23 protein-coding genes are annotated in these 24,088 nt (G+C 69.1%); 10 read left to right on the top strand and 13 right to left on the bottom strand.

What is annotated here, in order from left to right; all coding sequences use genetic code 11:
- Nucleotides 1–17 precede the first annotated feature (17 nt).
- Entirely contained in the window at nucleotides 18–1,448 is a 1,431-nt protein-coding gene (locus tag EV675_RS15040; protein WP_130358165.1) for an aldehyde dehydrogenase family protein, read from the top strand.
- Between the two features lie 40 nt (nucleotides 1,449–1,488).
- On the opposite strand, the gene EV675_RS15045 is transcribed toward EV675_RS15040, so the two are convergent.
- Entirely contained in the window at nucleotides 1,489–1,923 is a 435-nt protein-coding gene (locus EV675_RS15045) for a RidA family protein (RefSeq protein ID WP_130358166.1), read from the bottom strand.
- Between the two features lie 79 nt (nucleotides 1,924–2,002).
- On the opposite strand from EV675_RS15045, the gene EV675_RS15050 reads away from it, so the two are divergent.
- From EV675_RS15050 to EV675_RS15080, 7 genes are all read left to right on the top strand, one after another.
- Nucleotides 2,003–2,758 carry a nitroreductase family protein gene (locus tag EV675_RS15050; RefSeq protein ID WP_165404621.1) on the top strand — a complete coding sequence of 252 codons (756 nt, stop codon included), beginning with the start codon at nucleotides 2,003–2,005 and terminating at the stop codon, nucleotides 2,756–2,758.
- A gap of 27 nt (nucleotides 2,759–2,785) precedes the next feature.
- Complete coding sequence (locus EV675_RS15055; RefSeq protein WP_130358168.1) at nucleotides 2,786–3,529, top strand: FadR/GntR family transcriptional regulator; 744 nt, start codon at nucleotides 2,786–2,788, stop codon at nucleotides 3,527–3,529.
- Between the two features lie 112 nt (nucleotides 3,530–3,641).
- A complete protein-coding gene (locus EV675_RS15060; protein ID WP_130358169.1) occupies nucleotides 3,642–4,640 on the top strand; it encodes a 2-hydroxyacid dehydrogenase in 999 nt (332 codons plus the stop codon).
- Nucleotides 4,633–6,378, top strand: a complete 1,746-nt coding sequence (locus EV675_RS15065) for an IlvD/Edd family dehydratase (protein ID WP_130358170.1) — start codon at nucleotides 4,633–4,635, stop codon at nucleotides 6,376–6,378. The genes EV675_RS15060 and EV675_RS15065 overlap by 8 nt, the downstream gene beginning before the upstream one ends.
- Nucleotides 6,375–6,887, top strand: coding sequence for a 2,4'-dihydroxyacetophenone dioxygenase family protein (locus EV675_RS15070; protein WP_130358171.1), 513 nt, complete (start codon nucleotides 6,375–6,377; stop codon nucleotides 6,885–6,887). The genes EV675_RS15065 and EV675_RS15070 overlap by 4 nt, the downstream gene beginning before the upstream one ends.
- Nucleotides 6,888–6,934: 47 nt before the next feature.
- Complete coding sequence (locus EV675_RS15075) at nucleotides 6,935–7,921, top strand: Bug family tripartite tricarboxylate transporter substrate binding protein (RefSeq protein ID WP_130358172.1); 987 nt, start codon at nucleotides 6,935–6,937, stop codon at nucleotides 7,919–7,921.
- A gap of 55 nt (nucleotides 7,922–7,976) precedes the next feature.
- A complete protein-coding gene (locus EV675_RS15080) occupies nucleotides 7,977–8,936 on the top strand; it encodes a LysR family transcriptional regulator (protein WP_130358173.1) in 960 nt (319 codons plus the stop codon).
- A 12-nt stretch (nucleotides 8,937–8,948) separates the two neighbouring features.
- Here EV675_RS15080 and EV675_RS15085 read toward each other — a convergent pair whose 3' ends face one another.
- The 9 genes from EV675_RS15085 to EV675_RS15125 form a co-directional block, all read right to left on the bottom strand.
- A complete protein-coding gene (locus EV675_RS15085) occupies nucleotides 8,949–9,680 on the bottom strand; it encodes a SapC family protein (protein WP_130358174.1) in 732 nt (243 codons plus the stop codon).
- Between the two features lie 10 nt (nucleotides 9,681–9,690).
- Nucleotides 9,691–10,416 carry a fumarate/nitrate reduction transcriptional regulator Fnr gene (gene fnr, locus EV675_RS15090; protein WP_130358175.1) on the bottom strand — a complete coding sequence of 242 codons (726 nt, stop codon included), beginning with the start codon at nucleotides 10,414–10,416 and terminating at the stop codon, nucleotides 9,691–9,693.
- A gap of 55 nt (nucleotides 10,417–10,471) precedes the next feature.
- Nucleotides 10,472–11,368 (bottom strand): LysR family transcriptional regulator, encoded by an 897-nt coding sequence (locus EV675_RS15095; protein WP_130358176.1) that lies wholly within the window; start codon nucleotides 11,366–11,368, stop codon nucleotides 10,472–10,474.
- An 89-nt stretch (nucleotides 11,369–11,457) separates the two neighbouring features.
- A complete protein-coding gene (locus EV675_RS15100; protein ID WP_242621460.1) occupies nucleotides 11,458–13,398 on the bottom strand; it encodes a hybrid sensor histidine kinase/response regulator in 1,941 nt (646 codons plus the stop codon).
- Entirely contained in the window at nucleotides 13,395–13,880 is a 486-nt protein-coding gene (locus EV675_RS15105; RefSeq protein ID WP_130358177.1) for a response regulator, read from the bottom strand. Before EV675_RS15105 ends, EV675_RS15100 begins: the two co-directional genes overlap by 4 nt.
- A gap of 10 nt (nucleotides 13,881–13,890) precedes the next feature.
- Nucleotides 13,891–16,047: an ATP-binding protein gene (locus tag EV675_RS15110; protein WP_130358178.1), complete on the bottom strand. Its 2,157-nt coding sequence runs from the start codon at nucleotides 16,045–16,047 to the stop codon at nucleotides 13,891–13,893.
- Between the two features lie 120 nt (nucleotides 16,048–16,167).
- The gene (locus tag EV675_RS15115; RefSeq protein ID WP_130358179.1) at nucleotides 16,168–16,935 is read right to left on the bottom strand and encodes an ABC transporter permease; all 768 of its coding nucleotides are present in this window, start codon (nucleotides 16,933–16,935) and stop codon (nucleotides 16,168–16,170) included.
- 45 nt (nucleotides 16,936–16,980) lie between these two features.
- Nucleotides 16,981–17,763, bottom strand: a complete 783-nt coding sequence (locus tag EV675_RS15120; RefSeq protein WP_130358180.1) for an ABC transporter ATP-binding protein — start codon at nucleotides 17,761–17,763, stop codon at nucleotides 16,981–16,983.
- 1 nt (nucleotide 17,764) lies between these two features.
- Nucleotides 17,765–18,826, bottom strand: coding sequence for an ABC transporter substrate-binding protein (locus tag EV675_RS15125; RefSeq protein WP_130358181.1), 1,062 nt, complete (start codon nucleotides 18,824–18,826; stop codon nucleotides 17,765–17,767).
- Nucleotides 18,827–19,021: 195 nt separating this feature from the next.
- On the opposite strand from EV675_RS15125, the gene EV675_RS15130 reads away from it, so the two are divergent.
- Entirely contained in the window at nucleotides 19,022–19,804 is a 783-nt protein-coding gene (locus tag EV675_RS15130; protein WP_130358182.1) for a class II glutamine amidotransferase, read from the top strand.
- Nucleotides 19,805–19,822: 18 nt separating this feature from the next.
- Here the strand turns inward: EV675_RS15130 and uraD are convergent, their stop codons facing one another.
- Nucleotides 19,823–21,595 (bottom strand): 2-oxo-4-hydroxy-4-carboxy-5-ureidoimidazoline decarboxylase, encoded by a 1,773-nt coding sequence (uraD, locus tag EV675_RS15135; RefSeq protein ID WP_130358183.1) that lies wholly within the window; start codon nucleotides 21,593–21,595, stop codon nucleotides 19,823–19,825.
- A gap of 8 nt (nucleotides 21,596–21,603) precedes the next feature.
- Nucleotides 21,604–22,545 (bottom strand): allantoinase PuuE, encoded by a 942-nt coding sequence (gene puuE / locus EV675_RS15140; RefSeq protein ID WP_130358184.1) that lies wholly within the window; start codon nucleotides 22,543–22,545, stop codon nucleotides 21,604–21,606.
- A 170-nt stretch (nucleotides 22,546–22,715) separates the two neighbouring features.
- Between puuE and uraH the strand changes: the two genes are divergently transcribed.
- Nucleotides 22,716–23,069, top strand: coding sequence for a hydroxyisourate hydrolase (uraH, locus tag EV675_RS15145; protein WP_130358185.1), 354 nt, complete (start codon nucleotides 22,716–22,718; stop codon nucleotides 23,067–23,069).
- Here uraH and EV675_RS15150 read toward each other — a convergent pair.
- Complete coding sequence (locus tag EV675_RS15150; protein WP_165404622.1) at nucleotides 23,032–24,018, bottom strand: LysR family transcriptional regulator; 987 nt, start codon at nucleotides 24,016–24,018, stop codon at nucleotides 23,032–23,034. The two genes, uraH and EV675_RS15150, sit on opposite strands and share 38 nt — an antisense overlap.
- Nucleotides 24,019–24,088: the final 70 nt, after the last annotated feature.

A 24,088-nucleotide genomic window follows, 5' to 3' on the forward strand; every position in this document is an offset into this window, starting at 1 on the left:
ACGGAAGAATCGACGACATGCATGCGAACTACATAGCGGGGCAATGGCTGGAAGGCGAGGGCGCCACGCGCGACATCAATCCTTCCGACGTGACAGACCTGGTCGGTGAATATGCGCACGCCACGCCGGCGCAGGTGGATCGGGCGATAGGCGCGGCGCGCGACGCCGCCGGGCGGTGGGGCCTGGCCAGCGCCACGCAGCGCGCCGAATGCCTGGATGCCATCGGCATCGAACTCTTGCGGCGCAAGGACGAACTGGGCCGGCTGCTGGCCCGCGAAGAGGGCAAGACCCTGCCCGAGGCCGTGGGCGAGGCGGCGCGCGCGGCCGCCATCTTCCGCTTCTTCGCCGGCGAGGCGCTGCGGTTGCGCGGCGACCGGCTGCCCCAGGCCCGGGCCGGCGTGGACGTGGAGGTCACGCGCGAACCCGTGGGCGTCGTGGGGTTGATCACGCCGTGGAATTTTCCGCTGGCCATCCCGGCCTGGAAGATCGCCCCGGCGCTGGCGTATGGCAACGCGGTGGTCTTCAAGCCGGCCGACCTGGTGCCCGGCAGCGCGTGGGCGTTGGCCGAGATCATCAGCCGCGCCGGGCTGCCCGAGGGCGTCTTCAATCTCGTGATGGGGCGCGGCAGCGTGGTGGGACAGGCCATGCTGGACGATGCGCGCATAGACGCGCTGAGCTTCACCGGATCGGTGGCGACCGGCAGGCAGGTGGCGCAGGCCGCCACGCGCCGGTTCGCCAAGGTGCAGATGGAAATGGGCGGCAAGAATCCGCTGGTCGTGCTGGACGACGCCGACCTGGCCCAGGCCGTCGAATGCGCTGTGCAGGGATCCTTTTTCTCGACCGGGCAGCGTTGCACCGCGTCCAGCCGGCTGATCGTCCAGCGCGGCATCCACGACCGTTTCGTGCGGGCGATGAAGGCGCGCATGGCCGCGCTGCGCGTGGATGACGCGCTGGCGCCGGGCACCGACATCGGCCCGGTGGTGGATGCGCGCCAGTTGCAGCAGGACGAGGAATACCTGCGCATCGGCCGGGACGAGGGAGCCACGCTGGCCTGCGGCGGCCGGCGGGTGGCGCGCGCCAAGGACGGCCACTATCTGGAGCCGGCGCTGTTCACCGACTGCCGCAACGACATGCGCATCTGCCGCGAGGAAATCTTCGGGCCGGTCGCGGCGGTGATCCCGGTGGCGGACTACGACGAAGCGCTGGCGCTGGCCAACGAGACCGAATTCGGCCTGTCGGCGGGCATCTGCACGACCTCGCTCAAGCACGCCACGCATTTCAAGCGGCACGCCCAGGCCGGCATGGTGATGGTGAACTGCCCGACGGCGGGGGTGGATCCGCATGCGCCGTTCGGCGGCCGCAAGGGATCGAGCTACGGTCCGCGCGAGCAGGGGACCTACGCGGCCGAGTTCTATACCACCGTGAAGACGGCGTATACCCTGGCCTGAGCAACCGCCGTGCGGCCGGCCTCGCGGCCGGCTCCACGGGTCAGCGGGCGACCATGGCCTCGATTTCCAGCAGCCATCCGGGATTCACCAGCCCCGCCACCTGATAGACCATGCGCGCCGGATGACCGTCGGGCTGGCCGGCGAAGAAGTCGGCATAGCCGGCGTTGAAGCCTTCGAAGTCCATCCGGTTGCCCTTGTCCGGGTCGGCCACCAGGCAGGCGCGGATATGGACCACGTTGCGCATGGACATATCCAGGCCCCGCAGGATGCCGTCCAGCCGCTCGAGCGTGCTGCGGGTCTGCGTACGCGTGTCGCCATAGGCCTGGCGGCTGTCGGCGGGCGCGGCGGGGTCCACGACGGTGGGCATCTGGCCGCTGAGGTAGTAGGTGGTGGCGCCGGGCGGCACGCCCACCGCGCGGCTGATGGGGGACTTGCCCTGGGGCACGGGGATGTGGATGAAGTCGGCATGCGGCATGGTGGAACGGCTCCTTGGAAAAAACAATGATGACTCCAACAAATATGATTATACTATAATCATATCCGTGGAGCAGACGATGAATCCTGTGCTGGAGCACCTTTGCGCGCATCGAAGCGAGCGCGATTTTTCCGCCCGTCCGGTGGATGACGAGACGCTGGCCGCGGTGTTCGAGGCCACGCGCCGGGCGCCCACCTGGAACAACGCGCAGAACGTGTCCTGGGTCACCGTGCGCGACCCGCGGACCAAGGCCGCGCTGGCGCGATGCAGCGGCAATCAGGCCTGGATAGAACGCGCGCCGGTGTTCGTCGTGCTGTTGATGGACTTCCACAAGACCGAGCTGGCGGCCGGCCGCCATGGCCGCCGCCAGCTCGTCCTGGACAACGTCAACAGCGTGCTGATCGGCGCGCTGGACACGGGCATCCTGATGGGGACGATGATGGCGGCCGCGCGCGCCGCCGGATTGGGGGTCTGCCCCATCGGCGGCGTGCGGCGCGGCATGGACGAGGCCATCGAATTGCTGCGCCTGCCGCGCCTGGTTGCGCCGCTGGCGGGCGTCTGCCTGGGATATCCGCATGCGGCATCGAAGGTCCGCAAGCCGCGCATGGCGCTGGAGGCAAGCTGGCATCCGGAAGCCTACGACCGCGAGCGGGTGGCGGAGGCCATCGATGCGATGGACGCGGACATGGACGGCTACTCGCGCGGGCTGGGGCGCGAAGGCGCCCAGAACTGGTCGGATGCGGTGTCCAGCCGCTACGCCGCCGATGCCTATGGCGGCGTCGGCCCGGCGCTGCGCCGGCAGGGGTTCTGCTTCGAATGGGAGGAGGGAGTCTAATGCTATTATCGTATAAAGGAGACTCCGATGGCCCTGCTCAAAGACGCGCCGGAGCCCGTGCGCGCCGAACCCAACCTGACCGAACGCATCACGCGGATGCTGATGGACGAGATCACCGGCGGGCAGTACCAGCTGGGCGAGGTTCTGCCGCCCGAGCAGGTGATCGCCGACCGGCTGGGCGTGTCCCGCACGGTTCTGCGCGAGGCCGTCTCGCGCCTGAAGGCCGAAGGCATCGTCAGCAGCAAGCAGGGGCGCGGCCTGGCGGTGATCGCGAACACGCCCCTGTCGGTGCTGCGCCTGCATGCCGCCAGCGACGAGGACGTCGAGCAGATCCTGGGCATCGTCGAACTGCGCCGGGGATTCGAGATCGAAGCGGCGGCGCTGGCCGCCGAGCGGCGCACCCCGGAGGACCTGGCCGAGATGCGCGCCGCGCTGGACGAGATGGGCAAGGCCGTCGCCAGCGGCGAGATCGCGCGCGGCGTGGATGCGGATCTGCGCTTCCACCGGGCGGTGGCGCGCGCCACCCGCAATCGCAACTACATCATGTTCTTCGATTTCCTGGCGGTCCTGCTGCGCAAGAACCTGGATGTCTCGCGCAGCCGCTCGGCCAAGGTGTCCGGGCGCGGAGCCGCGGCGCAGAAGGAGCACACGCGGCTGCTGGCCGCGATCGAGAAGGGCGATCCGGAGGCGGCGCGGCAGTGCGCGCGCATCCACGTCGAGAACACCGAGTCGCGCCTGCGCGGCGCGATCCAGGAAAAACCCGCCCGCTGACCCGGCCCGGCTGCGCCGGGCCGCTTTCCGCCATTCATTCCATTCCCGCCTGTGTCCGCGCGTCCGTGCGCGGCCACGGGCGTCGTTCGTCCGTCTGACCCGGAGAAGTGCCATGCCGCAATCCTTACCTACTGTCATCGTTAGCGCTCCCGTGCCGCCCGACTTGCGCGCGGCCATCGAGGCGGCCTGCCGGATCGTCGACGTTCCCACGGGCCAGCGGCTGGACGAGGCGGTATCCGCCGCCGACCGCGCCGTGGCGCGCGGCGTGCTGTGCACGGTGCGCACCCCGGTGGACGCCGCCACGCTGGAGGCGCTGCCGGCCGTCGCGGTGGTGTCCAACTTCGCCGTGGGCTATGACAACATCGACGTGCCGCGCGCCACGAAGGGAGGCGTGCTGGTCTGCAATACGCCGGGCGTGCTCGATCGCGCGGTGGCCGACCTGACGATGGGCTTCGTGATCTGCCTGGCCCGGGACATGGTGGAAGGCGACGCCTACGTGCGCCGGGGCGCCTGGCTGCGGGGGCCCGCGCCGCTGACCTCGGACCTGGCGGGCAAGACGCTGGGACTGCTGGGAATGGGCCGCATCGGCCGCATGGTGGCCCGGCGCGCGCAGGCTTTCGACATGCGGGTGATCTATCACAACCGCAACCGCGACACGGCGTCCGAGGAAGAGGGGCTGGCCGCCTACCGCACGCGCGACGAACTGTTGGCCGAGTCCGATTTCCTGAGCGTGCACGTTCCCCTGTCGGCCGAGACGCGCGGCTCGGTGGGCATGCGCGAGTTCGAGGCCATGAAGCCGTCGGCCTATCTGATCAATACCGCGCGCGGGCCGGTGGTGGACGAGGCCGCGCTGATCCAGGCGCTGCGGGAAGGCCATATTGCGGGCGCCGGGCTGGACGTGATGGAGCGCGAGCCGCTCGACCCGGCCAGTCCGTTGTGCGCGCTGTCCAATGTGGTGCTGCAGGCGCATGCGGGCAGCGCCACGGTGGAGACGCGGCGCGCGATGATGGAACTGGCGGTGACCAACCTGCTCGATGCCCTGGGGGGACGGCAGCCGCTTGCCATGGTGAATCCCGCGGTGCGCGACGGCATGGGGGCGGCCCATGCATGACGAGCCGCCCAAAGGCCTGGACCGGGGCCTGACCCATTACGGCGACACCGAGTTCGCGCGTTTCCTGCGCCGCTCGTTCGCCCTGTCCATGGGACACCCGCGCGAGGCGCTGGCGCGGCCCGTCATCGGCATCGCGCATCCCGGCGGCGAGTTCAACAACTGCCACCGGCATTTTCCCGAGCTGGTCCAGGCGGTCAAGCGCGGCGTGCTGGCCGCGGGCGGACTGCCCATGGAGTTTCCCAGCATCTCGCTGGGCGAGCCGTTCCTGCATCCGACCAGCATGATGTTCCGTAACCTGATGTCCATGGACGTGGAAGAGATGATCCGTGCCCAGCCCATGGACGCGGTGGTGCTGGTGGGCGGCTGCGACAAGACCGTGCCGGCCCAGTTGATGGGGGCGCTGTCGGCCGGATGCCCAGCCATCCAGCTGGTGGGCGGGCCCATGATGACGGGTCGCCACCGCGGCGAGCGCCTGGGCGCCTGTACCGACTGCCGGCGCCATTGGGGCCGCTACCGCGCTGGCGCGATCGACGCCGGCGAGATCGGCGCGATCGAAGGCAAGCTGGCGACCACGGCGGGGACCTGCGCGGTCATGGGCACGGCCAGCACCATGGCCTGCGTGGCCGAGGCGCTGGGCATGATGCTGCCGCACACGGCGGCGATCCCTGCGGTCCACGCCGATCGCCTGCGGGCCGCCGAAGCTTCGGGCGCGCAGGCCGTGTGGCTGGCGCGCGCAGGCCTGCGGCCGGACGCCATCGTGACCGGCAAGGCCGTGGACAACGCGCTGCGGGTGTTGCTGGCGATCAGCGGATCGACCAACGCGGTCCTGCATCTGACGGCAATCGCCGGACGGCTGGGGTTGCCGGTGGACGCAGCCCGGTTGAACCGGCTGTCGGCGGAGACGCCGGTCCTGGTCGATCTCAAGCCCACCGGTTCGCATTACATGGAGGATCTGTACGCGGCCGGCGGCGTGCAGGCCATCCTGCGCGAATTGCGCGATCTGCTGCACCTGGACTGCCTGACCGTGACCGGCCGCACGGTGGGCGAGCTGCTGGACGAACAGCGCGAGGCCTGGGTGGATCGCGCGGTGATCCGCCCGCGCGTCGAACCGCTCAAGCCCGAGGGCGGGCTGCTGGCGCTGTCCGGCTCGCTCGCGCCCAACGGCGCGCTGATCAAGCGCGCGGCGGCGGACGAGGCGCTGTTCGAGCACACCGGCAGGGCGGTGGTCTTCGACACCCTGGAGGACATGGCCGAGCGGCTCGATGCCGAGGATCTGGACGTACGGCCCGACGACGTGCTGGTGCTGCGCAACGCCGGGCCGCTGGCGGCCGCCATGCCCGAGGCGGGCTACATCCCCATCCCGGCCAAGCTGGCGCGGCAGGGCGTGCGCGACATGGTGCGCATCTCGGACGCCAGGATGAGCGGCACCGCCTATGGCACGGTGGTGCTGCACGTCTCGCCCGAGGCCGCGGCGGGCGGGCCCCTGGCCCTGGTCAGGAACGGCGACCGGATCCGCCTGTCGGTGGCGCGGCGCACGATCGACCTGCTGGTGGACCAAGCCGAGCTGGAGTGCCGCCGCGCCGCCTGGACGCCCGTGCGGCCTGCGGCGCAGCGCGGCTACCAATGGCTGTATCAGCGGCACGTGATGCAGGCCGAACATGGATGCGACTTCGATTTCCTGCGCGCGCAGGCGCGCCCCGACGATGCCGGCGACGGCCGGCAAGGAGACCCCGCATGACCGGAACCGTGTTTGCCCAACCCCTGGCGCAGTTGCCGGGCATCCTGCCCGAGATCGCGATCGACGCCGTCCCCGCCGACGAGCGCGTCTGGGTCCCGCAGGCGCCCAACGTCTGGTTCCGCCCGCTGTTCTTCAACACGCTGGGCGGCGGCTGGTGCAACCTGCTGCGGGTGCGGCGCTCGGGCGTCCTGAGCCGGCACATCCATCCCGCGCCGGTGTTCGGCTACGTCATCAAGGGCTCCTGGCGTTACCTGGAGCACGACTGGGTGGCCTCGGCCGGCCGCTTCGTGTTCGAGCCGCCGGGCGAGATCCATACCCTGATGGTGGACGCCGACGCCGAGCACGACGAAATGATCACCTTCTTCAACGTCAGCGGCGCCATGGTCTACCTGGACGAGCAGGGCATGCAGATCGGCTACGAGGACGTGTTCAGCAAGATCGAGATGTGCAGGCGCCACTATCGAGAAGCGGGGCTGGGCGACGACTACGTGCGGCAGTTCATCCGCTAGCCGCTCCAGGGGTCGCAGGAATTTCTTCATATCGCATCGAGGGACTTATGGATCGTCGAACAGCATTGAAGGCGGCGGGCGGCGTGGCGGCCCTGTCGTGGACCCCGGCGCTGCGGGCGCAGGAGAAATATCCGTCCCGTCCCGTGCGCATCGTGGTGCAGTATCCGCCCGGGGGCGTGACCGACGTGGCGGCCCGCCTGGTCGGCGAGGTGCTGACCCGCAAGTACGGACAGCCCACGGTCATCGAAAACCGGCCGGGGGCAAGCGGCATCATCGGCCAGCAGTACGTCGCCGGCCTGCCTCCAGATGGCTACACGCTCATCACCGGTGGCCTGGGCGGCAACGTGATCCCGCCGGTCACGGTGCGCAACCTGCCCCTGGATGTGGTGCGGTCGTTCGTCCCCATCGCGCAGGTGGCGGAGTTCGTCAACATCCTGGTCGTCCCGCAGCATCATCCCGCCACCTCGGTGCGCGAGCTGATCGCGCATGCCAGGCGTTCGCCCAAGCCGCTCAGCTACGGTTCGAACGGGCTGGGCACCTCGGTGCACCTGACCAGCGAATTGTTCGCCTCGACCGCCGGCATCGACCTCATGCACGTGCCCTACAAGGGCAGCAACGAGGCGTTGGTCGACACGGTGAACGGCAACCTGGATTTCTGTTTTTCCAATCTGCCGCCGGTGGTGCCCCTGCTCAAGAGCGGCAAGCTGCGCGCGCTGGCGGTGACCAGTTCGTATCGCATCCGGCAACTGCCCGAGGTGCCCACCATGGCCGAGGCGGGCGTGCAGGACTTCGTCGTCACGAGCTGGCTGGGCATCTACGGTCCGGCGAAGATGCCGGCCGCCATCGTCGGTCAATTGGGGCGGGACATCGCGGACGGCCTGCGCCAGCCCGACATGACCGCCCGGCTGGAGGCGGCCGCCTTCGAACCGCGGCCGCTGGATTCGGTGGCGTTCGCACGGGTGAACCAGTCGGAACTGACGCGCTGGGACGCCATCGCCAGGCGTTCGAAGGTGGCGCTGGAATTCGGCCAGTAGGGCCGCCGGACCCTGCATTGTCTATTCGGGAACCGGCGGATATAGTCATGCTGCCATGGACATCAACAAGCTCGACCTGAACCTCCTGCTGGTCTTCGAGGCGCTCTATCTCGAGCGCAACGTGACGCGCGCGGGGGAACGCGTGGGCCTGTCCCAGCCGTCCATGAGCAACGCCCTGCTGCGTTTGCGCAACCAATGCAACGACCCGCTGTTCGTGCGCACGCAGGGCGGCATGGAACCCACTTCCTATGCGTCCGAGCTGGCCGGCAGCGTGCTGCGGGCACTGGAACTGGTGCGCAACGGCTTCGAACAGGCCAGCGGGTTCGACCCGGCTTCCAGCCAGCGCAGCTTCACGCTGCTGATGTCCGATTTTTCCCAGTTCCTGGTGCTGCCGCAGCTGGTGGCGCGCTTCAAGTCGTCGGCGCCGGGCATCAGCCTGGAGGTCAGCAGCCTCAGCCGCGAACACTACCGGGCGGCCCTGGAAAACGGCGACGCCGACCTGGCCGTCGGCAATCTGCAGGAACTGCAGAGCGGCTTCTACCAGCAAGGCCTGTTCGTCGACCAGCATGTCTGCGTGATGGGCAACGGTTTTCGCAAGGCGGCCGAGGCGATCACGCTGGACGAATACCTCGCGGCGCGGCACCTGGTGGTAACGGCCAACAAGACCGACCTGCAGATCGAAAAGGAACTGGGCAAGCAGGGGCACCGGCGCGAGGTGGCGCTGCGCGTGCCCAATTACCTGGTGCTGCCCAAGATCCTGGCGCAGACGGACCTGATCGTCACGGTGCCCGAGGTCATCGCCCAGGCCATTACCGACGATGCCGCCGGAGCGACCTGGTCGCGGCTGCCGTTCCAGACCCCTCATACGCACATGCGCCAGTTCTGGCATGCGCGCTACCACCATGACAGCGCCAACACCTGGCTGCGCCGGCAGATCGCCGACCTGCACATAGGCGCCAGCCTGCGCAAGGTGGGTGCCGGCCCGACGCCGCCGGCCTGCTCCGAGGCGGCGTGAACGGCCTCGCGGCTATTGCGCCAGCGCCACCAGGTGGCCCCAGTTCAGCCGCGATTGCAGATGGAAGTAGGTCATGGCCAGCCAGCCCTTGCGCATCCATGCGGTGGCCGTGGCGTCGGGCAACTGGTCGAAGCGGCTCTCGTCCACGACCAGGAAGCCGTCCAGCGTGACACGCTCGCCGCCTTGCAGGTCCACGGCCACCTGGCGGGGGATCAGCAGGTTCTCGGCCCGCAGGGCCGCGACATAGTCGCGCGTCATGGCCAGGCCGGCCTGGAGCTCTCCCAGGAACTGCAGCATTTCCCCGACCACGGGAGCAGGCTGTCCGCCCTCGAACAGGGGCTGGGCATCGGCGGCGGCGCTGCGCAGGTGCTCGGCGTCTTCGTCCACGCACAGCGCGTAGCGCTGGCTGGCCGGGTCTTCCTGCAGGATGAACGGATAGCGCCGCAGGTGGGCGGGAATGTAGCGGCTGGGCCGCCAACGCCCGGCGGCGTCCACCATCAGGTTCTGCGCGTTGCGCAGGCCCAGCACCGCCATGGGCATCTGCTCGTCGCCGGCGAACACGATGGGCAGGTCCCGCGCGGCCATCGCGAACTCCGTGGCCACCAGCGGCACCGCGGTCTGGCCGCGCGCGAAGGCGTAGCCGGCCTGGCGGTCGAACCGCAGATGGGCGTGGCGCTGCGGATCCAGCGCGCGGGCCTGGGCGAACATGGGGGCGTTGGCGCCCGCCTGGGGGGAAGTGGTCATCGATGTCCTGCTAGCAATGGGGGCCGGCCAGGCGCCGCAGCGCCGGCATGTCGAGGATCTCGACCTGCTTTTGCTGGATGCGCAGCACGCCGGACTTGGCGAAGCGCGAGAACAGCCGGCTCACCGTCTCGAGGGTCAGCCCGAGGAAGTTGCCGATTTCCTCGCGGCTCATGCGCAGCACGAAGGCCGACGAGGAATAGCCGCGCGCGGCCAGGCGTTCCGACAGGCTGACCAGGAACACGGCCAGCCGCTCTTCGGCGCGCATGGTACCCAGCGACAGCAGCATCTGCTGGTCCTGTTCGATCTCGCGGCTCATCAGCCGCATGAGCTGGCGCTGCAGCGACGGCAGGTGGTTGGCCAGCGAGGACAGGTCGCGCACCGGGATCACGCAGACCTCGCTGTCCTCCAGCGCGATGGCGGTCGAGGCATGACTGCTGCGGCCCAGGGCGTCCAGCCCCACGATCTCGCCGGGCAGGTGAAAGCCGGTGATCTGCTGGCGCCCGTCGGCCAGTTCGAGATAGGTCTTCAGGGTGCCGAAGCGGATGCCGTAGACGGCGTCCAGGCCGTCTTCGAAGCGAAAGAGGGATTCGCCCCGGGCCAGCCGCACGCGCTGCTGCACCAGTTCGTCCATCCGGCCGGCGTCCTCGGCGGCCATGCCCACGGGCAGGCAGAACTGTCCCAGCCCGCAGGTCGAGCAGCGTACGGAGTCTAGGGTAACTGGAATGCGTTTGGTCATGGCTTGTCTTGGTTCTGGGCCGGCGGCGGCCTGGGCGGGCACCGGTCCGGGAGGGCTAGGGCAGGCGCTTGGCGTAGCTTTGCCGCAGCATGTCGATGAAGACGCGGACGCGCAGCGGCAGATGCTTGCGCTGAGGATACACGGCGTAGATGGCGTTGGGGGGCGCGGCGAATTCGTCGAGCACCGTCACCAGCCGGCCTTCCCTGAGGTCGTCCTCGATTTCCCACAGCGATCGCCATGCCAGCCCCCGTCCGTCCAGCGTCCAGGCATGGAGCACGGCGCCGTCGGTGCACTCCAGCGTACCCGATACGCGCTGCGGTGTCGTCTTGCCGTCCAGGGTGAAGAGCCAGCCGCGCGCCTGGTTGACGCCGGTGCCGAAGGACAGGCAGTTGTGGCGCGCCAGGTCGGTGGGGTGCTGCGGGGTGCCGTGCCGGCGCAGGTAGGCGGGCGCGGCGACCACCATGCGGCGGTTGTCGGCCAGGCGCACGCTGACCATGCTGGAGTCGGCCAGGTCGCCGATGCGGATGGCGCAGTCATAACCTTCGTTGACCAGGTCCACCAGCCGGTCGCTCAGGTCCAGCGTCACGGTGATGCCGGGGTAGGCATCCAGCAGCCGCGGCAGCAGGGGGGCGACGTGGCGTCGGCCGAAGCCGCCCGGCGCGGTGACGCGGAAGTGTCCCTTGGGATGCTCGCCGCCTGCCGCCACGCTGTTCTCGGCGTTCTCCAGCGTCTGCAGGATCTGCTGGCATTCCTCGAAGAATTCCGTGCCCTCGGCGCTGAGCGAGATCTTGCGCGTGGTGCGGATCAGCAGCTTGACGCCCAGCCGGGCTTCCAGCGCGTCGATGCGCCGGCCGATGACGGCGGGGGCGACGCCTTCGCTGCGGGCCGCGGCCGACAGGCTCCCGCGTACGACGGCCGAGACGAAGGATTCGATCTGCTTGAAGCGGTCCATGGGACGGGCGCGGGTGATTTATGCAAAATAGTAAATAATTTGCGCCCGATTTTAGCCCATCCCTAAAAACCGAAGGCGGCGCCGGCGTATCAGGCCTGGGGATCGCGTTGCAGGACGCGGATCAACTGGTCGATGTCCAGCGGCTTGGTCAGGTGGAATGCAAAGCCGGCGTCCAGGCAGCGGCGCACGTCGGATTCCATGCCATAGCCCGTGAGCGCAACCGCGATCTGGTCGGGCTGGGGAGCGTAGCGGCGCAGCACGTCGATGCCATCGCCGTCGGGCAGCCCCATGTCGCTGACCAGGACGTCGTAGCGCCTGGCGTCGACACAGCGGCAGGCCGCCGCCACGTTTTCCGCGACCTCGACCTCGTAGCCGTATTCGGTCAGCAGGAACTGCATGGCCTCGGCGGTATCGATGTTGTCCTCGACCAGCAGGATGCTGGCGGGGCGGACCAGGGGAGCGGACACGGGCAGGGTCTCCTCGGCAGGGGCGTGCAGGGCGCCGCTGGCAGGGTCGTCCAGCGTCAGCGTGAAGGTCGTGCCCTTGCCCTGGCCGTCGCTGCGCACGCCCAGTGTGCCGCCATGGCGCTGCGCCAGCGAGCTGGCGATGGCCAGCCCCAGGCCCAGGCCGCCGCGCGACTGGGCGGCGTCTTCCTCGCCCTGGTCGAAGGCATCGAAGATGCGCTTGAGGGCCTGCGGGGGAATGCCTATGCCCGTGTCCGCGACGTCGACGGCGATCTTGCCCGGTACCGGCTGGTAGACGGTGACGCGTATCTCGCCGCCGCGGGGCGTGAATTTGATGGCATTTTTCAGCAGGTTCCAGACGATCTGCTGCAGGCGGGCCGGATCCGCCTGTACGATCACCGGATAGGGCAGGGGCGTGTAGTGCAGCTCGATGTGGCGGGCGGCGGCTTCCTCGCGGAAGATCTCGGCGATCCCGTTCAGGATGCCCACGAGGTCGGTGGGTTCCAGGCGCAGGCTCAGCTTGTCGTTGACGATCTTGGAGATGTCGAGCAGGTCGTCAATCAGACGGGCCTCGACCTCTACGTTGCGCTTGATCAGTTCGACGCTGCGGCGGCATTCGGGGGCCAGGTCCTGGCGCAGGTCCAGCGCCTGCGCCGCCGCGTAGATGGGGCCCAGCGGGGTGCGCAGCTCGTGCGACAGCACCGCCAGGAAGCGGTCCTTGGCGCGGTTGGCGGCCTCGGCCTGTTCCTTGGCCACCTGCAGCAGGTCGGCCGCGACGCGGCTGTCGGTCATGTCGCGCACGATGCGCGAAAAACCGCGCACGGCGCCGCCGTTGCCGAATATGGCCGTGGTCACCACCGAGGCGTAGAAGGTGGCGCCGTTCTTGCGCATCAGCCAGCGTTCCTCGGCCAGGCTGTTGCCGGTGCCGATGTCGGCGAGCTGCTGGCGCAGCGAGTCTGCTTCGGGCTGGCCCGGCTCGGGAGGCAGGTTGAACATGTCGCCGGGGCGTCCGATCACCTCTTCGGCAGGATAGCCGAACAGCCATTCCGAGGCGCGGTTCCAGCTTTCTATCGTGCCTTCCAGCGACAGGGTTGCCACCGAGTAATCGCGCAGCGCGTCGATCAGCTGCCCGAAATAGGTTTCGCTCTCGCGCAGCCGGCGCTCGGCATCGTGCCGGGACCGCCGCTCGCGGGCCTCGTCCAGGGCCCGCCTCACGACGATGGGCAGGCGTTCCAGGCGCTGCTTGAGCACGTAGTCGGTGGCGCCTTCCTTCAACATGTCGACCGCGTGTTCCTCGCCCAGCACGCCGGAGACGAAGATGAAGGGCAGGGCGGTGGGGTGGCTGCGCGCGATCCGCAGCGCCTCGCTGCCGGGAAAGCCCGGCATGTGGAAATCGGACAGCACGAGGTCGAAGTTCCCGTCGTCCAGGGCCCGGGTGAAGTCGGCCTCGTTGTTGACGATGACGCTCTCCACGCTGAGTCCCGAGATAGACAGGCGTTCCAGGGTCAGTTCCGCATCGTGGGGATCGTCCTCGGCAAGCAGGACGCGCATGGCGGGCGGGTTCACGTGGGCAGGCTCCGGGAATCGCGGTCGCCGCGGCCGGCGGAACGGCGCAGCGAGCCGGGAGGGGGCTCGTTCAACACCGCCCAGAATACGCCCAGTTCTCCGATCGCGCGCACGAAATCCGGGAAATTCACCGGCTTGACCACGTAGGCGTTGACACCCAGGTCGTAGGCGCGCACCAGGTCGCTTTCCTCGCTGGACGAGGTCAGCATGACCACGGGCACGTTCTGCAGCCCGCGGTCCTCGCGTATGAGCTGGAGCAGTTCCAGTCCGTCCATCTTGGGCAGCTTCAGGTCCAGCAGGATGACCGCGGGGTTGCCGGCAGGCCGGTCCTGATGATGGCCGCGCCGGAACAGGTAGTCGGCGGCCTCCTCGCCGTCGCGCGCGACCACCACGTCGTTGGCGAGCTGGCTTCTTTCGAGCGCGATCAGGGTCAGTTCGAGGTCCTGGGGGCTGTCTTCGACCAGCAGAATGGGCTTGAGCATGACGGGGATCTCACTCCTTCATGTCGGCCGCGGTCGCGGCAGGGGGTTGGGCGTCGGGCAGGAACAGATAGAAGGTCGCCCCGTGTCCCGGGCTTCCTTCGGCCCACACGCGGCCGCCGTGGCGTTCGACGATGCGGCGGACATTGGCCAGGCCGATGCCCGTGCCCTCGAATTCTTCCATGCGGTGCAGACGCTGGAATACGCCGAATAGTTTGCCGACGTATTTCATGTCGAAGCCCACGCCATTGTCGCGCACATGGATGACGTGGCCGCCGTGGCGGGGTTCGGCGGAGATTTCGATCACCGCGGGGGCCCGGCCGCGCGTGTACTTGATGGCGTTGGACAACAGATTTCGCAGCGCCAGGTGCATGTAGGCGGCGTCGGCGTGGACGGACGGCAGATCGCCCATGATCCATTCCACCTGGCGGCCGTCCAGGTCGGGAGCGAGTTCGCGGCGTATCTGCTCGAGCACCTGCGCCAGATCCACCTGCGAGGGCCGCAGGGCCGAGCGGCCCATCTGCGAGAAGGTCAGCAGGGCATCGACCAGCCTGCCGGCGAAGCGCGCCGAATCGCCGATGTTGTCGAGATAGCGCGCGCCGCGGTCCGACAGATGGGCGCCTTCGTACTCGCGCAGCAGGTCGGCGTAGCCTGCGATATGGCGCAGCGGCGCGCGCAGGTCGTGCGAGACGCTGTACGAGAAGGCTTCGAGTTCCTGGTTGGTGCGGCCCAGTTCGTCGGCCAGGCCGGCGAGTTCCTCGGCCTTGCGCAGCACCACGCCGGTGATGGCGGTGCGCAGCTCCGCCGCGCTTTCCAGTTCGCAGGGCTCCCACGGGCGGGCGCGGCCGCGCGCCCATTCCGGCCGGAACCAGAGCACGTAGTTGGCGTGCAGCTCCGAGATCGGCAAGGCCAGCACGCCGCAGGCCACGTCGCGCAGCGAGGCGAACTCGGGCACCGCCTCGGGCAGGCAGGCGGTATGGAAGAGCGCCGTGTCGCCGGCGCGCGCCAGCCGGGCCGCCAGCGCCTGCACGGCCCGGTGGCCGGGCGTCCGGCCGAAGGTCAGGCAGTCGTTGCCATGCACGATGGCCGCGCCGCCCGCGTCCGCGAAGGCCAGCAGCGGGGCCGGCACGCTGGCCAGCCCGGCAGGGACGCTGTCGTGCCGGGACATGGCGGCCAGCAGCAGGCCCATCAGGCGCTGCAGTTCGTGGCGCCGGTCCGCTTCGGCCTGGGCCTGGCGGGCGCCGATCTGCAGCGCGACGACCTGCACGAGCAGGTCGCATTGGGCGCGGACGGCCTGCGGCATGGCCCGGGGCTGGGCGTGATGGCAGGCGATCATGCCCCACAGCCGGCCCTGCGACATCAGCGGCAGCGACATGGCCGCGCGGGCGCCCACGTCCTCCAGGCAGTGCAGCATGGCAGGCGGCGCCGCGCGCAAGCCTGCCAGGCTCAGGTCCGTGCAGGCGCCCGTATCGGGGTTGCGCGCCGGTTCCAGCGGCGAGGGCTTGCTGCCGGTATCCGGGATGTAGCTCAGGCGCTGGGCCCGGTCGCCGCGGTCCGTCTCGGGGGGCTGTTCGGCGGCGGGAAAATGCCGGCCCAGCAGCGAGACGTAGCCGCGGCCGCGCCGCTCGGCGTTGACCCGGCCATGGCCGTCGGGATCGAGTGCGTAGGCGATCACGCGTCCGAAGCCCGTCATCCTGCGGATGCGTTCGACCGCCAGTTCGCACAGCTCGTCGGCGGTCACGCATTGATGGGCGCGGTCGACGAAATCGCCCAGGTCGGACGGCCGGGCCGGCGGCGCTGCGGGTTCGAACTCGGCCACGATCGATCCGCCGTAGCGGTGGACCACCAGGTCGAAGCGGCCGTCCACGGCGACGAAGGCCACCGTGCCCAGATGGTGGGGCGTGCGTTCGGCCTGGGTCGCGGCGCGCAGCCGTTCGTGGAAGCGGCTGCCGGCGGGACGCACCAGCTGCGACAGCTTCTGGCCCAGCAACACGGCCGGGGCCGCGTGCAGGTGCTGCCGCACGGATGCGCTGGCCTGCAGGATCGTGCCGCGGGCACGGTCGAGCACGAGCAGGAAGCCGTGGGGCTGGATGCCGGGCGACGGGGGAGGGGGCCCGCTCGCACGCGTGGCCGGAAGGTCCTTGCCGGACGCGGGGCTCGGGAGGCGCATCTGGTTCGGGATAGAAGAGAGCGAATCCCGATAGTATGCCCGCCCCTGTGCGCGCCCCGCGCGTCGGCCGGATTATGTAGCGATACTTACAGCACGTCTCAATTCGGAGACGTACGGGCCTCAGGTGCCCTGGTTGCCCCGGTGGGCCCAGGCCGTGGTGCGTTTCTCCACCAGCGCGAACAGCTCGTACATGGCCATGGCCATCACGCCTATCACCATCAGGCCGGAGAAGGCCAGCGGCATCTTCATGGCCGAGCCGGCCGACACCAGCAGGTAGCCGATGCCCTCGTTCGAGGCCGCCATCTCGGATACGGTCGAGCCGACGAAAGCCAGCGTGATCGCCACTTTCAACGAAGCGTAGAAATACGGCAGCGACCGTGGCAGCCCGACCTTGAGCAGCACGTCCATGCGCTTGGCGCCCAGCACCCGCAGCACGTCCTCGAGCTCGGGTTCGAGCGTGGCCAGCCCGGTGGCGATGTTGACCATGATGGGAAAGAACGAGATCAGGAAGGCGGTCAGCACGGCGGGGCCGATGCCGATGCCGAACCACACCACCAGCACCGGCACGAAGGCCGCCTTGGGCAGGGCGTTGAAGGCCGTCATCAGGGGGTACACGGCGGTGTAGGCCAGGCGCGAGCTGCCGATGACGAAGCCCAGCACCACGCCCACCACGATGGAGATGCCGAAGCCGGCCATCGTGACCCAGAAGGTGCGCCAGGCATGCATGGCGATGACCGGCGCGTAGTCGATGGTGGCCTGCAGGATCTGCGAAGGGCTGGGGAAGATGAACTCGGATACCTCGAAGACCCGGCAGATGATCTCCCACAGGATGATGACGGCGATCAGCAGCGTGATCGGGGCGAGGCGTTCGGCGAATTTGTTGTTCATCGGGCGAGTCGGCGTGAGGAGGCTGGAAAGTGCGCGGGGCGCCGGTCAATGTCCGATCTGGGTGCGCAGTTCCAGCACCAGCGTGTTGAAGTCGTCGGTGTAGGTGGTCTCGAGTTCCCGGGGCCGGGGCAGTTCTATTTCCCGGCGCGACATGATGCGGCCGGGGCGCTTGCTCATGACGTACACCGTGTCGGCCAGGAACACGGCTTCGCGCAGGTCGTGGGTGACCAGCACCACATTGAAGCGCCGTGCGCTCCAGAGATCGCGCAGTACGCACCACAGCTCTTCGCGCGTGAACGCGTCGAGCGCGCCGAAAGGCTCGTCCAGCATCAGCATCTCGGGTTCGTGGATGAGCGCCCGGCACAACGACGCGCGCTGCTGCATGCCGCCCGACAGTTCCCACGGGAACTTGTGCTCGTAGCCGTCCAGTCCGACGGTTGCCAGCAGGGCCCGCGCGCGTTCGGTGTACTCGGCGCGCCGAGCCCGGAAGCTGGAGCGGTAGGGTTCGACGATCTCCAGCGGCAGCAGGACGTTGTCGAGCGTGGTGCGCCAGGGCAGCAGGTTGGGGGCCTGGAACGCCATGCCCACGATCTTGAGGGGGCCGGTGACCTTGTTGCCGCCCACGGTCACGGTGCCGCGGGTGGGCGACTTCAGGCCGGTCGTCAGCTTCATGAAGGTGGACTTGCCGCAGCCCGAGGGGCCGACGATGGCCACGAACTCGCCCTTGCCTATGGAAAGGCTGATGTCCTCGACCGCGTATTCGCCCGCCCGCTCCTGGGCCGCGTTGTAGGCCAGCGAGACCCGCTGGAAATCGACGAAGGCCGTCATGTCACTTGCCGCGCAGCACGGAAGCCGTCAGCGACTTCTCGGGCAGGAACGAACGGTCGAACGCCGCGTCGGGATTGACCGATGTCTTGGTGCCGTAGGTGCGGGTGACCTGGGCCGCCATCAGCGCCATGCGGGCCGGGTTGATGTCGCCGAAGCCGTCGGCGCGCGCATCGGGCGTGTCGATGGCGGTCTGGATGGCCAGCCGCAGGCGCTTGAGCTCCAGCGGCGTATCGATGATGCCGTCCCGTTCCTTCACGGTGGCGATCGAGGCGGCCGGGTCCGCCAGCACGTCGCGCGTGGCCTTGGCCACCGCGCGCAGGAAGCCCTTGACGGCTTCCGGATGGGTCCTGGCGAAGTTGCGGTCGGCGATGATGGCGTTGCCGTACAGCTTCACGCCGTATTCGGGGTAGGACATGATGGCGATGTCCTGGTCCTTGACGCCGCGCGCGTTCAGGTTCAAGAGCGAGGTGAAGTAGAAGCCGGTGATCGCGTCGACGTCGCCGCGCGCGAGCATGGTCTCGCGCAGCGCCGGATCCATGCTGACCCAGGTGACCTTGGCATCGTCGATCTTGTTGGCCTGGGCGAAGATGGGGAAGGAGCGGCGTCCGCCGTCGAACGAGGGCGAGCCCAGCTTCTTGCCTTCGAGATCCTTGGGCGTCTTGATGCCGCTTTTCTTGAGCGAGAACACCGCCGCCGGCGTGTTGTTGTAGATCATCATGACGCCGGTGGGCTGGTTGGGCGCGCCGGGGTTGTTGCCCTGGAACTCCATCAGCGCCGCCAGGTCGGCGAAGCCCATTTCGTACGAACCCGAGGCCACCCGGTTCACAGCCGCGCCCGAGCCGCTGCCGGCGTCGATGGTCACGTCCAGCTTCTCCTGCTTGAAATAGCCTTTCTTGGCCGCGACCAGGAAAATCGCGCTGGGACCCTCGAAACGCCAGTCGAGCTGGAAGCGGATCTTGGTCTCCTGGGCGTGGGCGGCGGGAGCGGCCCACGCCGTGGCCAGGGACAGCGCCAGACCGGCGAGCACGGCACGGCGACCCGGAGTGCGAAGTGTCGTTTTCATGCTGAGGTTTCCTCGGGTGAGTGGGGACGGTTGTGCCGTCCTGGGTTTTGTGGGGAGAATACATCCCGGTTTCGCACCCCAACAATGCGAGGTAAACCCGCATTGGTGCGGCGTTTCACCGGTTTGGGGCGTGCCGGTTTCCAGTCGTATCAAAAGCAGGATCCATGCCTGTTTTCTTGCACCGCGAAGGTTCCCATGTGCCAATTGCTAGGCATGAACGGCAACACGCCGACCGACATCGTCTTCAGCTTCACCGGCTTCGCCACCCGCGCGGGGCGTACCGGCGAGCACGTGGACGGCTGGGGCATCGCTTTTTTCGAGGGAGCGGGGGTGCGCCACTTCGTGGACCACGAACCGGCCCTGCTGTCGCCGGTGGCGGACCTGATCCGGCACTACCCGATCAAGTCGCGTAACGTCATCGCGCACATCCGCAAGGCGACCGTGGGGCGCGTGGCGCTGGAGAACTGCCATCCGTTCGTGCGCGAGCTGTGGGGGCGCTACTGGGTGTTCGCCCACAACGGCGACCTGGTGAACTATCTGCCGGCGCTGGACGGCCCCTATCGGCCGGTGGGCGACACCGACAGCGAGCGGGCCTTCTGCTGGATGCTGCAATGCCTGCGGGCGCGCTTCGCCTGCCATCCGGGCGTCGAGGCACTGGCCGACGCGCTGGGCGAACTGAGCGCGGGAATCGCCGCGCACGGCACCTTCAATTTCATGCTGTCGGACGGCGAGGCCTTGTACGTCCATTGCTCCACGCGCCTGCACTACCTGGTGCGCCAGCACCCCTTCGCCACCGCCAGCCTGTCCGACGACGAGGTCAGCGTGGATTTCGCCCAGGTGACCACGCCCGACGACCGCATCGCGGTCATCGTGACCGAGCCCCTGACCACCAACGAGGTGTGGCGCCGCTTCGAGCCGGGCGAACTGATGGTGTTCGTCGACGGCGCGCCGGTGCTGGCGCGCCTGGTCAGCGGCTGAGGGCGGCGCGGCGGCCCGCTACGAGGCGGCCGCCATCTGTTCCAGGAAGTCCAGCATCAGTTCGCCGGCCAGCTGGGCGTCGTCGGCCGTCATGGTTTCGAGCGGGTTGTGGCTGATGCCGCCGTTGCCGCAGCGGGTGAACAGCATGGTGATGGACGTGGCCTCGGCCAGCTTCATGGCGTCGTGGCCGGCGCCCGACGGCAGCTCGAAGGCGGGCAGGCCGCGGTCGGCGATGGCACGGGACCACATGGCCATCTGCTCGCGGGCGCAGGGCGCGGCGGCGGCGCGCATCAGTTCCTCGGTCGCGACCGAGATGCCGCGCCGCGAACAGATGGCCGAGACCTCGCGTTCGATGTCCGCCAGGGCGGCGTCGCGCACGGCGTTGTCGGCGGCCCGCAGGTCCAGCGACAGGGTGCAGGCGCCGGGGATGACGTTCACCGATCCGTGGGGCACGTTCAATATCCCCACCGTGCCGACCAGCGACGGCGCCTGGGCGCAGCGCCGCTCCACCGCCAGCACGATCTCGGCCGCGGCGCAGGCGGCGTCGCGGCGCATGTCCATGGGCGTGGTGCCGGCGTGGCTGGCCACGCCGCCCAGGGTCATGAGCCGCCGCACGCTGCCGGCGATGGAGGTGACCACGCCCACGGGCAGGTTGCGTTCCAGCAGTACCGGACCCTGCTCGATGTGGATCTCGAAGTAGTGCCGCAGGCGGGCCGCCTCGGCCGCCGCCCTGCCCAGCTGTTCCGGGTCGAGTCCCGCGAGCTGCATGGCCTCGCGCATGCTGACGTCGGACGCGTCCAGGGCGTCCAGCAGGCTGGGGTCGAAGCGGCCGATGTAGGCCGACGAGCCCAGGAAGGTGCTGCCGTAGCGCACGCCTTCCTCTTCGGCGAAGGCCACCACGTCCAGGTCGAAGGGCAGGCGGCGGTTGCGCCGCTTCAGGTCGGCCACCACGGCGATGGGCAGCAGGACCCCCAGGCGGCCGTCGTACTTGCCGCCGTTGCGCACCGTGTCGTAGTGGCTGCCGGTGGCCACCAGCGGCGGCTGGGCCGCCGTGGGGGCGGCCCGGTAGCGGCCCACGACGTTCCCGGCCGCATCCTGGTAGACCGAGTCGAAGCCCGCCTCCAGCATCCAGGACTGGATGCGGGCCGCCACCGCGCGGTGGGCGGCGGACAGGTAGGTGCAGGTCAGGTGGTCGGGCGAATCGGAATAGCCGGCCAGCGCCTCGGCCCAGCCCATGACCGTGTCGCCGTAGGGGCGCGTCAGCGACAGCCGGTCCGCCAGGCGGATCTCGGCGATGCGGTCGATCTGCCGCAAGGCTTCGGCGAATTCCTGGTCGGGCGCGTGGCGCAGCCGGCGCTCCAGGGCGGCGATGATGTCGTAGCGGCTCAGGCCGGCGCCGGTCGGGCCGCGCACGGCGATGATGAAGGGAAAGCCGAAGCGGCTGTTGTAGGCCGCGTTCAGCTGTTGCAGCAGCTCGAATTCCTCGGGCGAACACTGGGTGAGTCCGGCGCGCGCCTGTTCGCCGGCCGAATCCTCGGTCAGCTGGCCCGCCACGGCGGCGCGGCCGGCCAGTTCGGGGTGGGCGCGGATCAGCGCCAGCTGTTCGTCCCGGCTGGCCTGCCGCACGGTCTGCGCCAGGGCATACTTGAGCGCGGCGGCCGAGGCGAAGGGGCGCCGGGCCAGCGTCCGTTCCAGCACCCAGGGGCTGTGCTCGTACAGTCCGTCCAGGAACTGGACGAAGCGGACGGGATCGGCGGTATTCAGGACGTCGAGCGTGAGCGAGGCGGTCATGGCGGGGATCAGGAGGCGGAGCCGGCGGCCGGCGTGTACGGGTGTTCTTGCTTCCAGTGGCGGGCGATGTCGACGCGGCGGCACACCCAGACATCCTGGTGCTTCTCGACGTGGTCCAGGAAGCGCTGCAGGGCCGTGAAGCGGCCGGGCCGGCCCAGCAGCCGGCAATGCATGCCCACCGACATCATGCGGGGCTTGTCGGCGCCTTCCGTGTACAGCACGTCGAAGGTGTCGCGCAGGTAGTGGAAGAAATGATCGGCGGTGTTGAACCCCTGCGGCGTCGCGAAGCGCATGTCGTTGGCGTCCAGCGTGTAGGGCACGATCAGGTGGGGCTTGCGCGCGCCCGAAGAGGTCTCGACTTCGGTCCAGAAGGGCAGGTCGTCGCCGTAGTAGTCGCTGTCGTACAGGTAGTCGCCCTGTTCGACCAGCAGGCGGCGGGTGTTGGGGCTGTCGCGTCCCGTGTACCAGCCCAGCGGCCAGGCGCCGTCTGTCAGCCGGCGCAGGATTTCCGTGCCGCGGTGCATGTGTTCGCGCTCGGTGGCCTCGTCCACGTTCTGATAGTGGACCCAGCGCCAGCCGTGGCAGGCGATCTCGTGGCCATGCTCGAGGAAGGCCGCCGTGGCTTCCAGGTTGCGCTCGAGCGCCATGGCGCAGCCGAACACAGTGAGGGGCAGGCGGCGTCGCTCGAACTCGTTCAGGATGCGCCAGACGCCCGCGCGCGAACCGTATTCGTAGATGGAGTCCATGCTCATGTGCCGCGCCGGGTACGCGGCCGCGCCCACGATCTCTGACAGGAACTGCTCGGAGGCGGCGTCGCCGTGCAGGACGTGGTTCTCGGCGCCTTCCTCGTAGTTCAGCACGAACTGCACGGCCACGCGGGCGCGATTGGGCCAGCGGGCGTCGGGAAGATGGCGGCCGTAGCCGATCATGTCGCGGGGATATGCTGTCATGGCGCGGGCAACGAATCAGGAGTGGACACGGAACGGACACGCATGGGCATTCTCCCATGCCGGGCGGCGGAGCCGTGGGCGGGGATGTGGCCGCTAGCGAAACTATATACACTTTTGTCCTCGCGCCGGACGACGCGCGCCGCGCCATTGCGTTCCATCAAAGGATCCCCATGGGAAAGCTGACCACCCACGTTCTCGATACCGCCCATGGCTGCCCGGCCGCGGGCATGCGGATAGAGCTCTTCCGCATGGACGACGGCCAGGCGGTCCTGCTGCGGCAACTGTCCACCAATGCCGACGGGCGCGTGGACGGGGCCCTGCTCGAAGCCGACGAGCTGGTCGCCGCCGCCTACCGTCTGGTGTTCGAGGCTGGCGACTATTTCGCCGCGCGCGGGCTGGCGCTGCCCGAGCCGCGCTTCGTCGATCGCGTCGCGCTGGACTTCGGCATCGCGCAGCCCGGCCAGCACTACCACGTGCCGCTGTTGGTCAGCCCCTGGAGCTGGAGTACGTATCGGGGGAGCTGAAGGCCGGGGCGCGCACGCAGGCGGCGATCTGTTCGCGCAGCCAGCGCACGGGTCCGTCGCGCCGCGCCCGCGGGTGCCACAGCAGGTAGTACTGCAATGACGGCAGCGGGATGGGCAGCGTCGTCACCGAGACCGGCAGCGAGCTGGCGAAGAAGTCGGTGAAGCGCCGGCCGGTGGTCAGCAGCAGGTCGGTCTGCGTCAGGACATAGGGAATCAGGCTGAACACGGGACATTCGAGCGCGATGTGGCGCGCGTGTCCCTGTCGCGCAAGCATGGCGTCCACCGTGCTGCGCAGGCCGGGCCGCATCGCCGTGGGCGCGGCGTGGCGCGCCTGCAGATAGGCCTGCGCGGTCAGGCTGCGGCGCGCCAGGGGATGGTGGCTGCCCATCATCACCACCAGTTCGTCTTCCATCAGCGGCAGCCGGTGCAACTGCGCCGGCGGGTCGGGCCAGTTGGCGATGACCAGGTCCAGGCGGCCGTCGCCCAGTTTCTGCGCGTAGTCCAGGTCGTCCGTCAGCGGGTGCACGCTTAGCGCCAGCGCGGGCGCGGCGGTGCGCAGCCGGCCGGCCAGGCGCGGCAGCAGCATGGGATCGAGATAGTCCGGCGCGGCCAGGTGCAGCGTGCCGCGCGCCTTGCGCGGATCGAACTCGTCCGGTGGCGCCAGGAAGTGCTCGGCCTGGGCCAGCATTTCCCGCGCCGGGGTCTCCAGCGACAGGGCGGTGGCGGTGGGCACGACGCCGCCCGGTCCGCGCACGAACAGCAGGTCGCCGGTCAGGCGGCGCAGCCGGGCCAGCCGGCCCGACAACTGGGGCTGGCCCATGCCCAGCCGTATCGCGGCGCGCGAAACGTGCAGCGTGTCCAGCAGCGTGACGAAGGCCTGGATGTCGGTCAGGCTCAGGCGGGACAGGTCGGTGCTGCCCGGGGCTGCGGCGGGCGGGGAGGCGGGCATGGCGGTCACCGGAAAATCATTCATAAAAATGAATAATGCTCATCTTCCAATGAAGATGACAAGCCCCGCC

Source organism: Pigmentiphaga kullae (genome assembly GCF_004216695.1).
Classification (GTDB): Bacteria; Pseudomonadota; Gammaproteobacteria; order Burkholderiales; family Burkholderiaceae_B; genus Pigmentiphaga; species Pigmentiphaga kullae.

What these genes read in the sequence shown, in the direction of transcription:
- EV675_RS15040 (WP_130358165.1), top strand. Translation starts at nt 18, where the DNA reads ATGCATGCGAACTACATAGCGGGGCAATGGCTGGAAGGCGAGGGCGCC.
- EV675_RS15045 (WP_130358166.1), bottom strand. Translation starts at nt 1,923, where the DNA reads ATGCCGCATGCCGACTTCATCCACATCCCCGTGCCCCAGGGCAAGTCC.
- EV675_RS15050 (WP_165404621.1), top strand. Translation starts at nt 2,003, where the DNA reads ATGAATCCTGTGCTGGAGCACCTTTGCGCGCATCGAAGCGAGCGCGAT.
- EV675_RS15055 (WP_130358168.1), top strand. Translation starts at nt 2,786, where the DNA reads ATGGCCCTGCTCAAAGACGCGCCGGAGCCCGTGCGCGCCGAACCCAAC.
- EV675_RS15060 (WP_130358169.1), top strand. Translation starts at nt 3,642, where the DNA reads ATGCCGCAATCCTTACCTACTGTCATCGTTAGCGCTCCCGTGCCGCCC.
- EV675_RS15065 (WP_130358170.1), top strand. Translation starts at nt 4,633, where the DNA reads ATGCATGACGAGCCGCCCAAAGGCCTGGACCGGGGCCTGACCCATTAC.
- EV675_RS15070 (WP_130358171.1), top strand. Translation starts at nt 6,375, where the DNA reads ATGACCGGAACCGTGTTTGCCCAACCCCTGGCGCAGTTGCCGGGCATC.
- EV675_RS15075 (WP_130358172.1), top strand. Translation starts at nt 6,935, where the DNA reads ATGGATCGTCGAACAGCATTGAAGGCGGCGGGCGGCGTGGCGGCCCTG.
- EV675_RS15080 (WP_130358173.1), top strand. Translation starts at nt 7,977, where the DNA reads ATGGACATCAACAAGCTCGACCTGAACCTCCTGCTGGTCTTCGAGGCG.
- EV675_RS15085 (WP_130358174.1), bottom strand. Translation starts at nt 9,680, where the DNA reads ATGACCACTTCCCCCCAGGCGGGCGCCAACGCCCCCATGTTCGCCCAG.
- fnr (WP_130358175.1), bottom strand. Translation starts at nt 10,416, where the DNA reads ATGACCAAACGCATTCCAGTTACCCTAGACTCCGTACGCTGCTCGACC.
- EV675_RS15095 (WP_130358176.1), bottom strand. Translation starts at nt 11,368, where the DNA reads ATGGACCGCTTCAAGCAGATCGAATCCTTCGTCTCGGCCGTCGTACGC.
- EV675_RS15105 (WP_130358177.1), bottom strand. Translation starts at nt 13,880, where the DNA reads ATGCTCAAGCCCATTCTGCTGGTCGAAGACAGCCCCCAGGACCTCGAA.
- EV675_RS15110 (WP_130358178.1), bottom strand. Translation starts at nt 16,047, where the DNA reads ATGCGCCTCCCGAGCCCCGCGTCCGGCAAGGACCTTCCGGCCACGCGT.
- EV675_RS15115 (WP_130358179.1), bottom strand. Translation starts at nt 16,935, where the DNA reads ATGAACAACAAATTCGCCGAACGCCTCGCCCCGATCACGCTGCTGATC.
- EV675_RS15120 (WP_130358180.1), bottom strand. Translation starts at nt 17,763, where the DNA reads ATGACGGCCTTCGTCGATTTCCAGCGGGTCTCGCTGGCCTACAACGCG.
- EV675_RS15125 (WP_130358181.1), bottom strand. Translation starts at nt 18,826, where the DNA reads ATGAAAACGACACTTCGCACTCCGGGTCGCCGTGCCGTGCTCGCCGGT.
- EV675_RS15130 (WP_130358182.1), top strand. Translation starts at nt 19,022, where the DNA reads ATGTGCCAATTGCTAGGCATGAACGGCAACACGCCGACCGACATCGTC.
- uraD (WP_130358183.1), bottom strand. Translation starts at nt 21,595, where the DNA reads ATGACCGCCTCGCTCACGCTCGACGTCCTGAATACCGCCGATCCCGTC.
- puuE (WP_130358184.1), bottom strand. Translation starts at nt 22,545, where the DNA reads ATGACAGCATATCCCCGCGACATGATCGGCTACGGCCGCCATCTTCCC.
- uraH (WP_130358185.1), top strand. Translation starts at nt 22,716, where the DNA reads ATGGGAAAGCTGACCACCCACGTTCTCGATACCGCCCATGGCTGCCCG.
- EV675_RS15150 (WP_165404622.1), bottom strand. Translation starts at nt 24,018, where the DNA reads ATGCCCGCCTCCCCGCCCGCCGCAGCCCCGGGCAGCACCGACCTGTCC.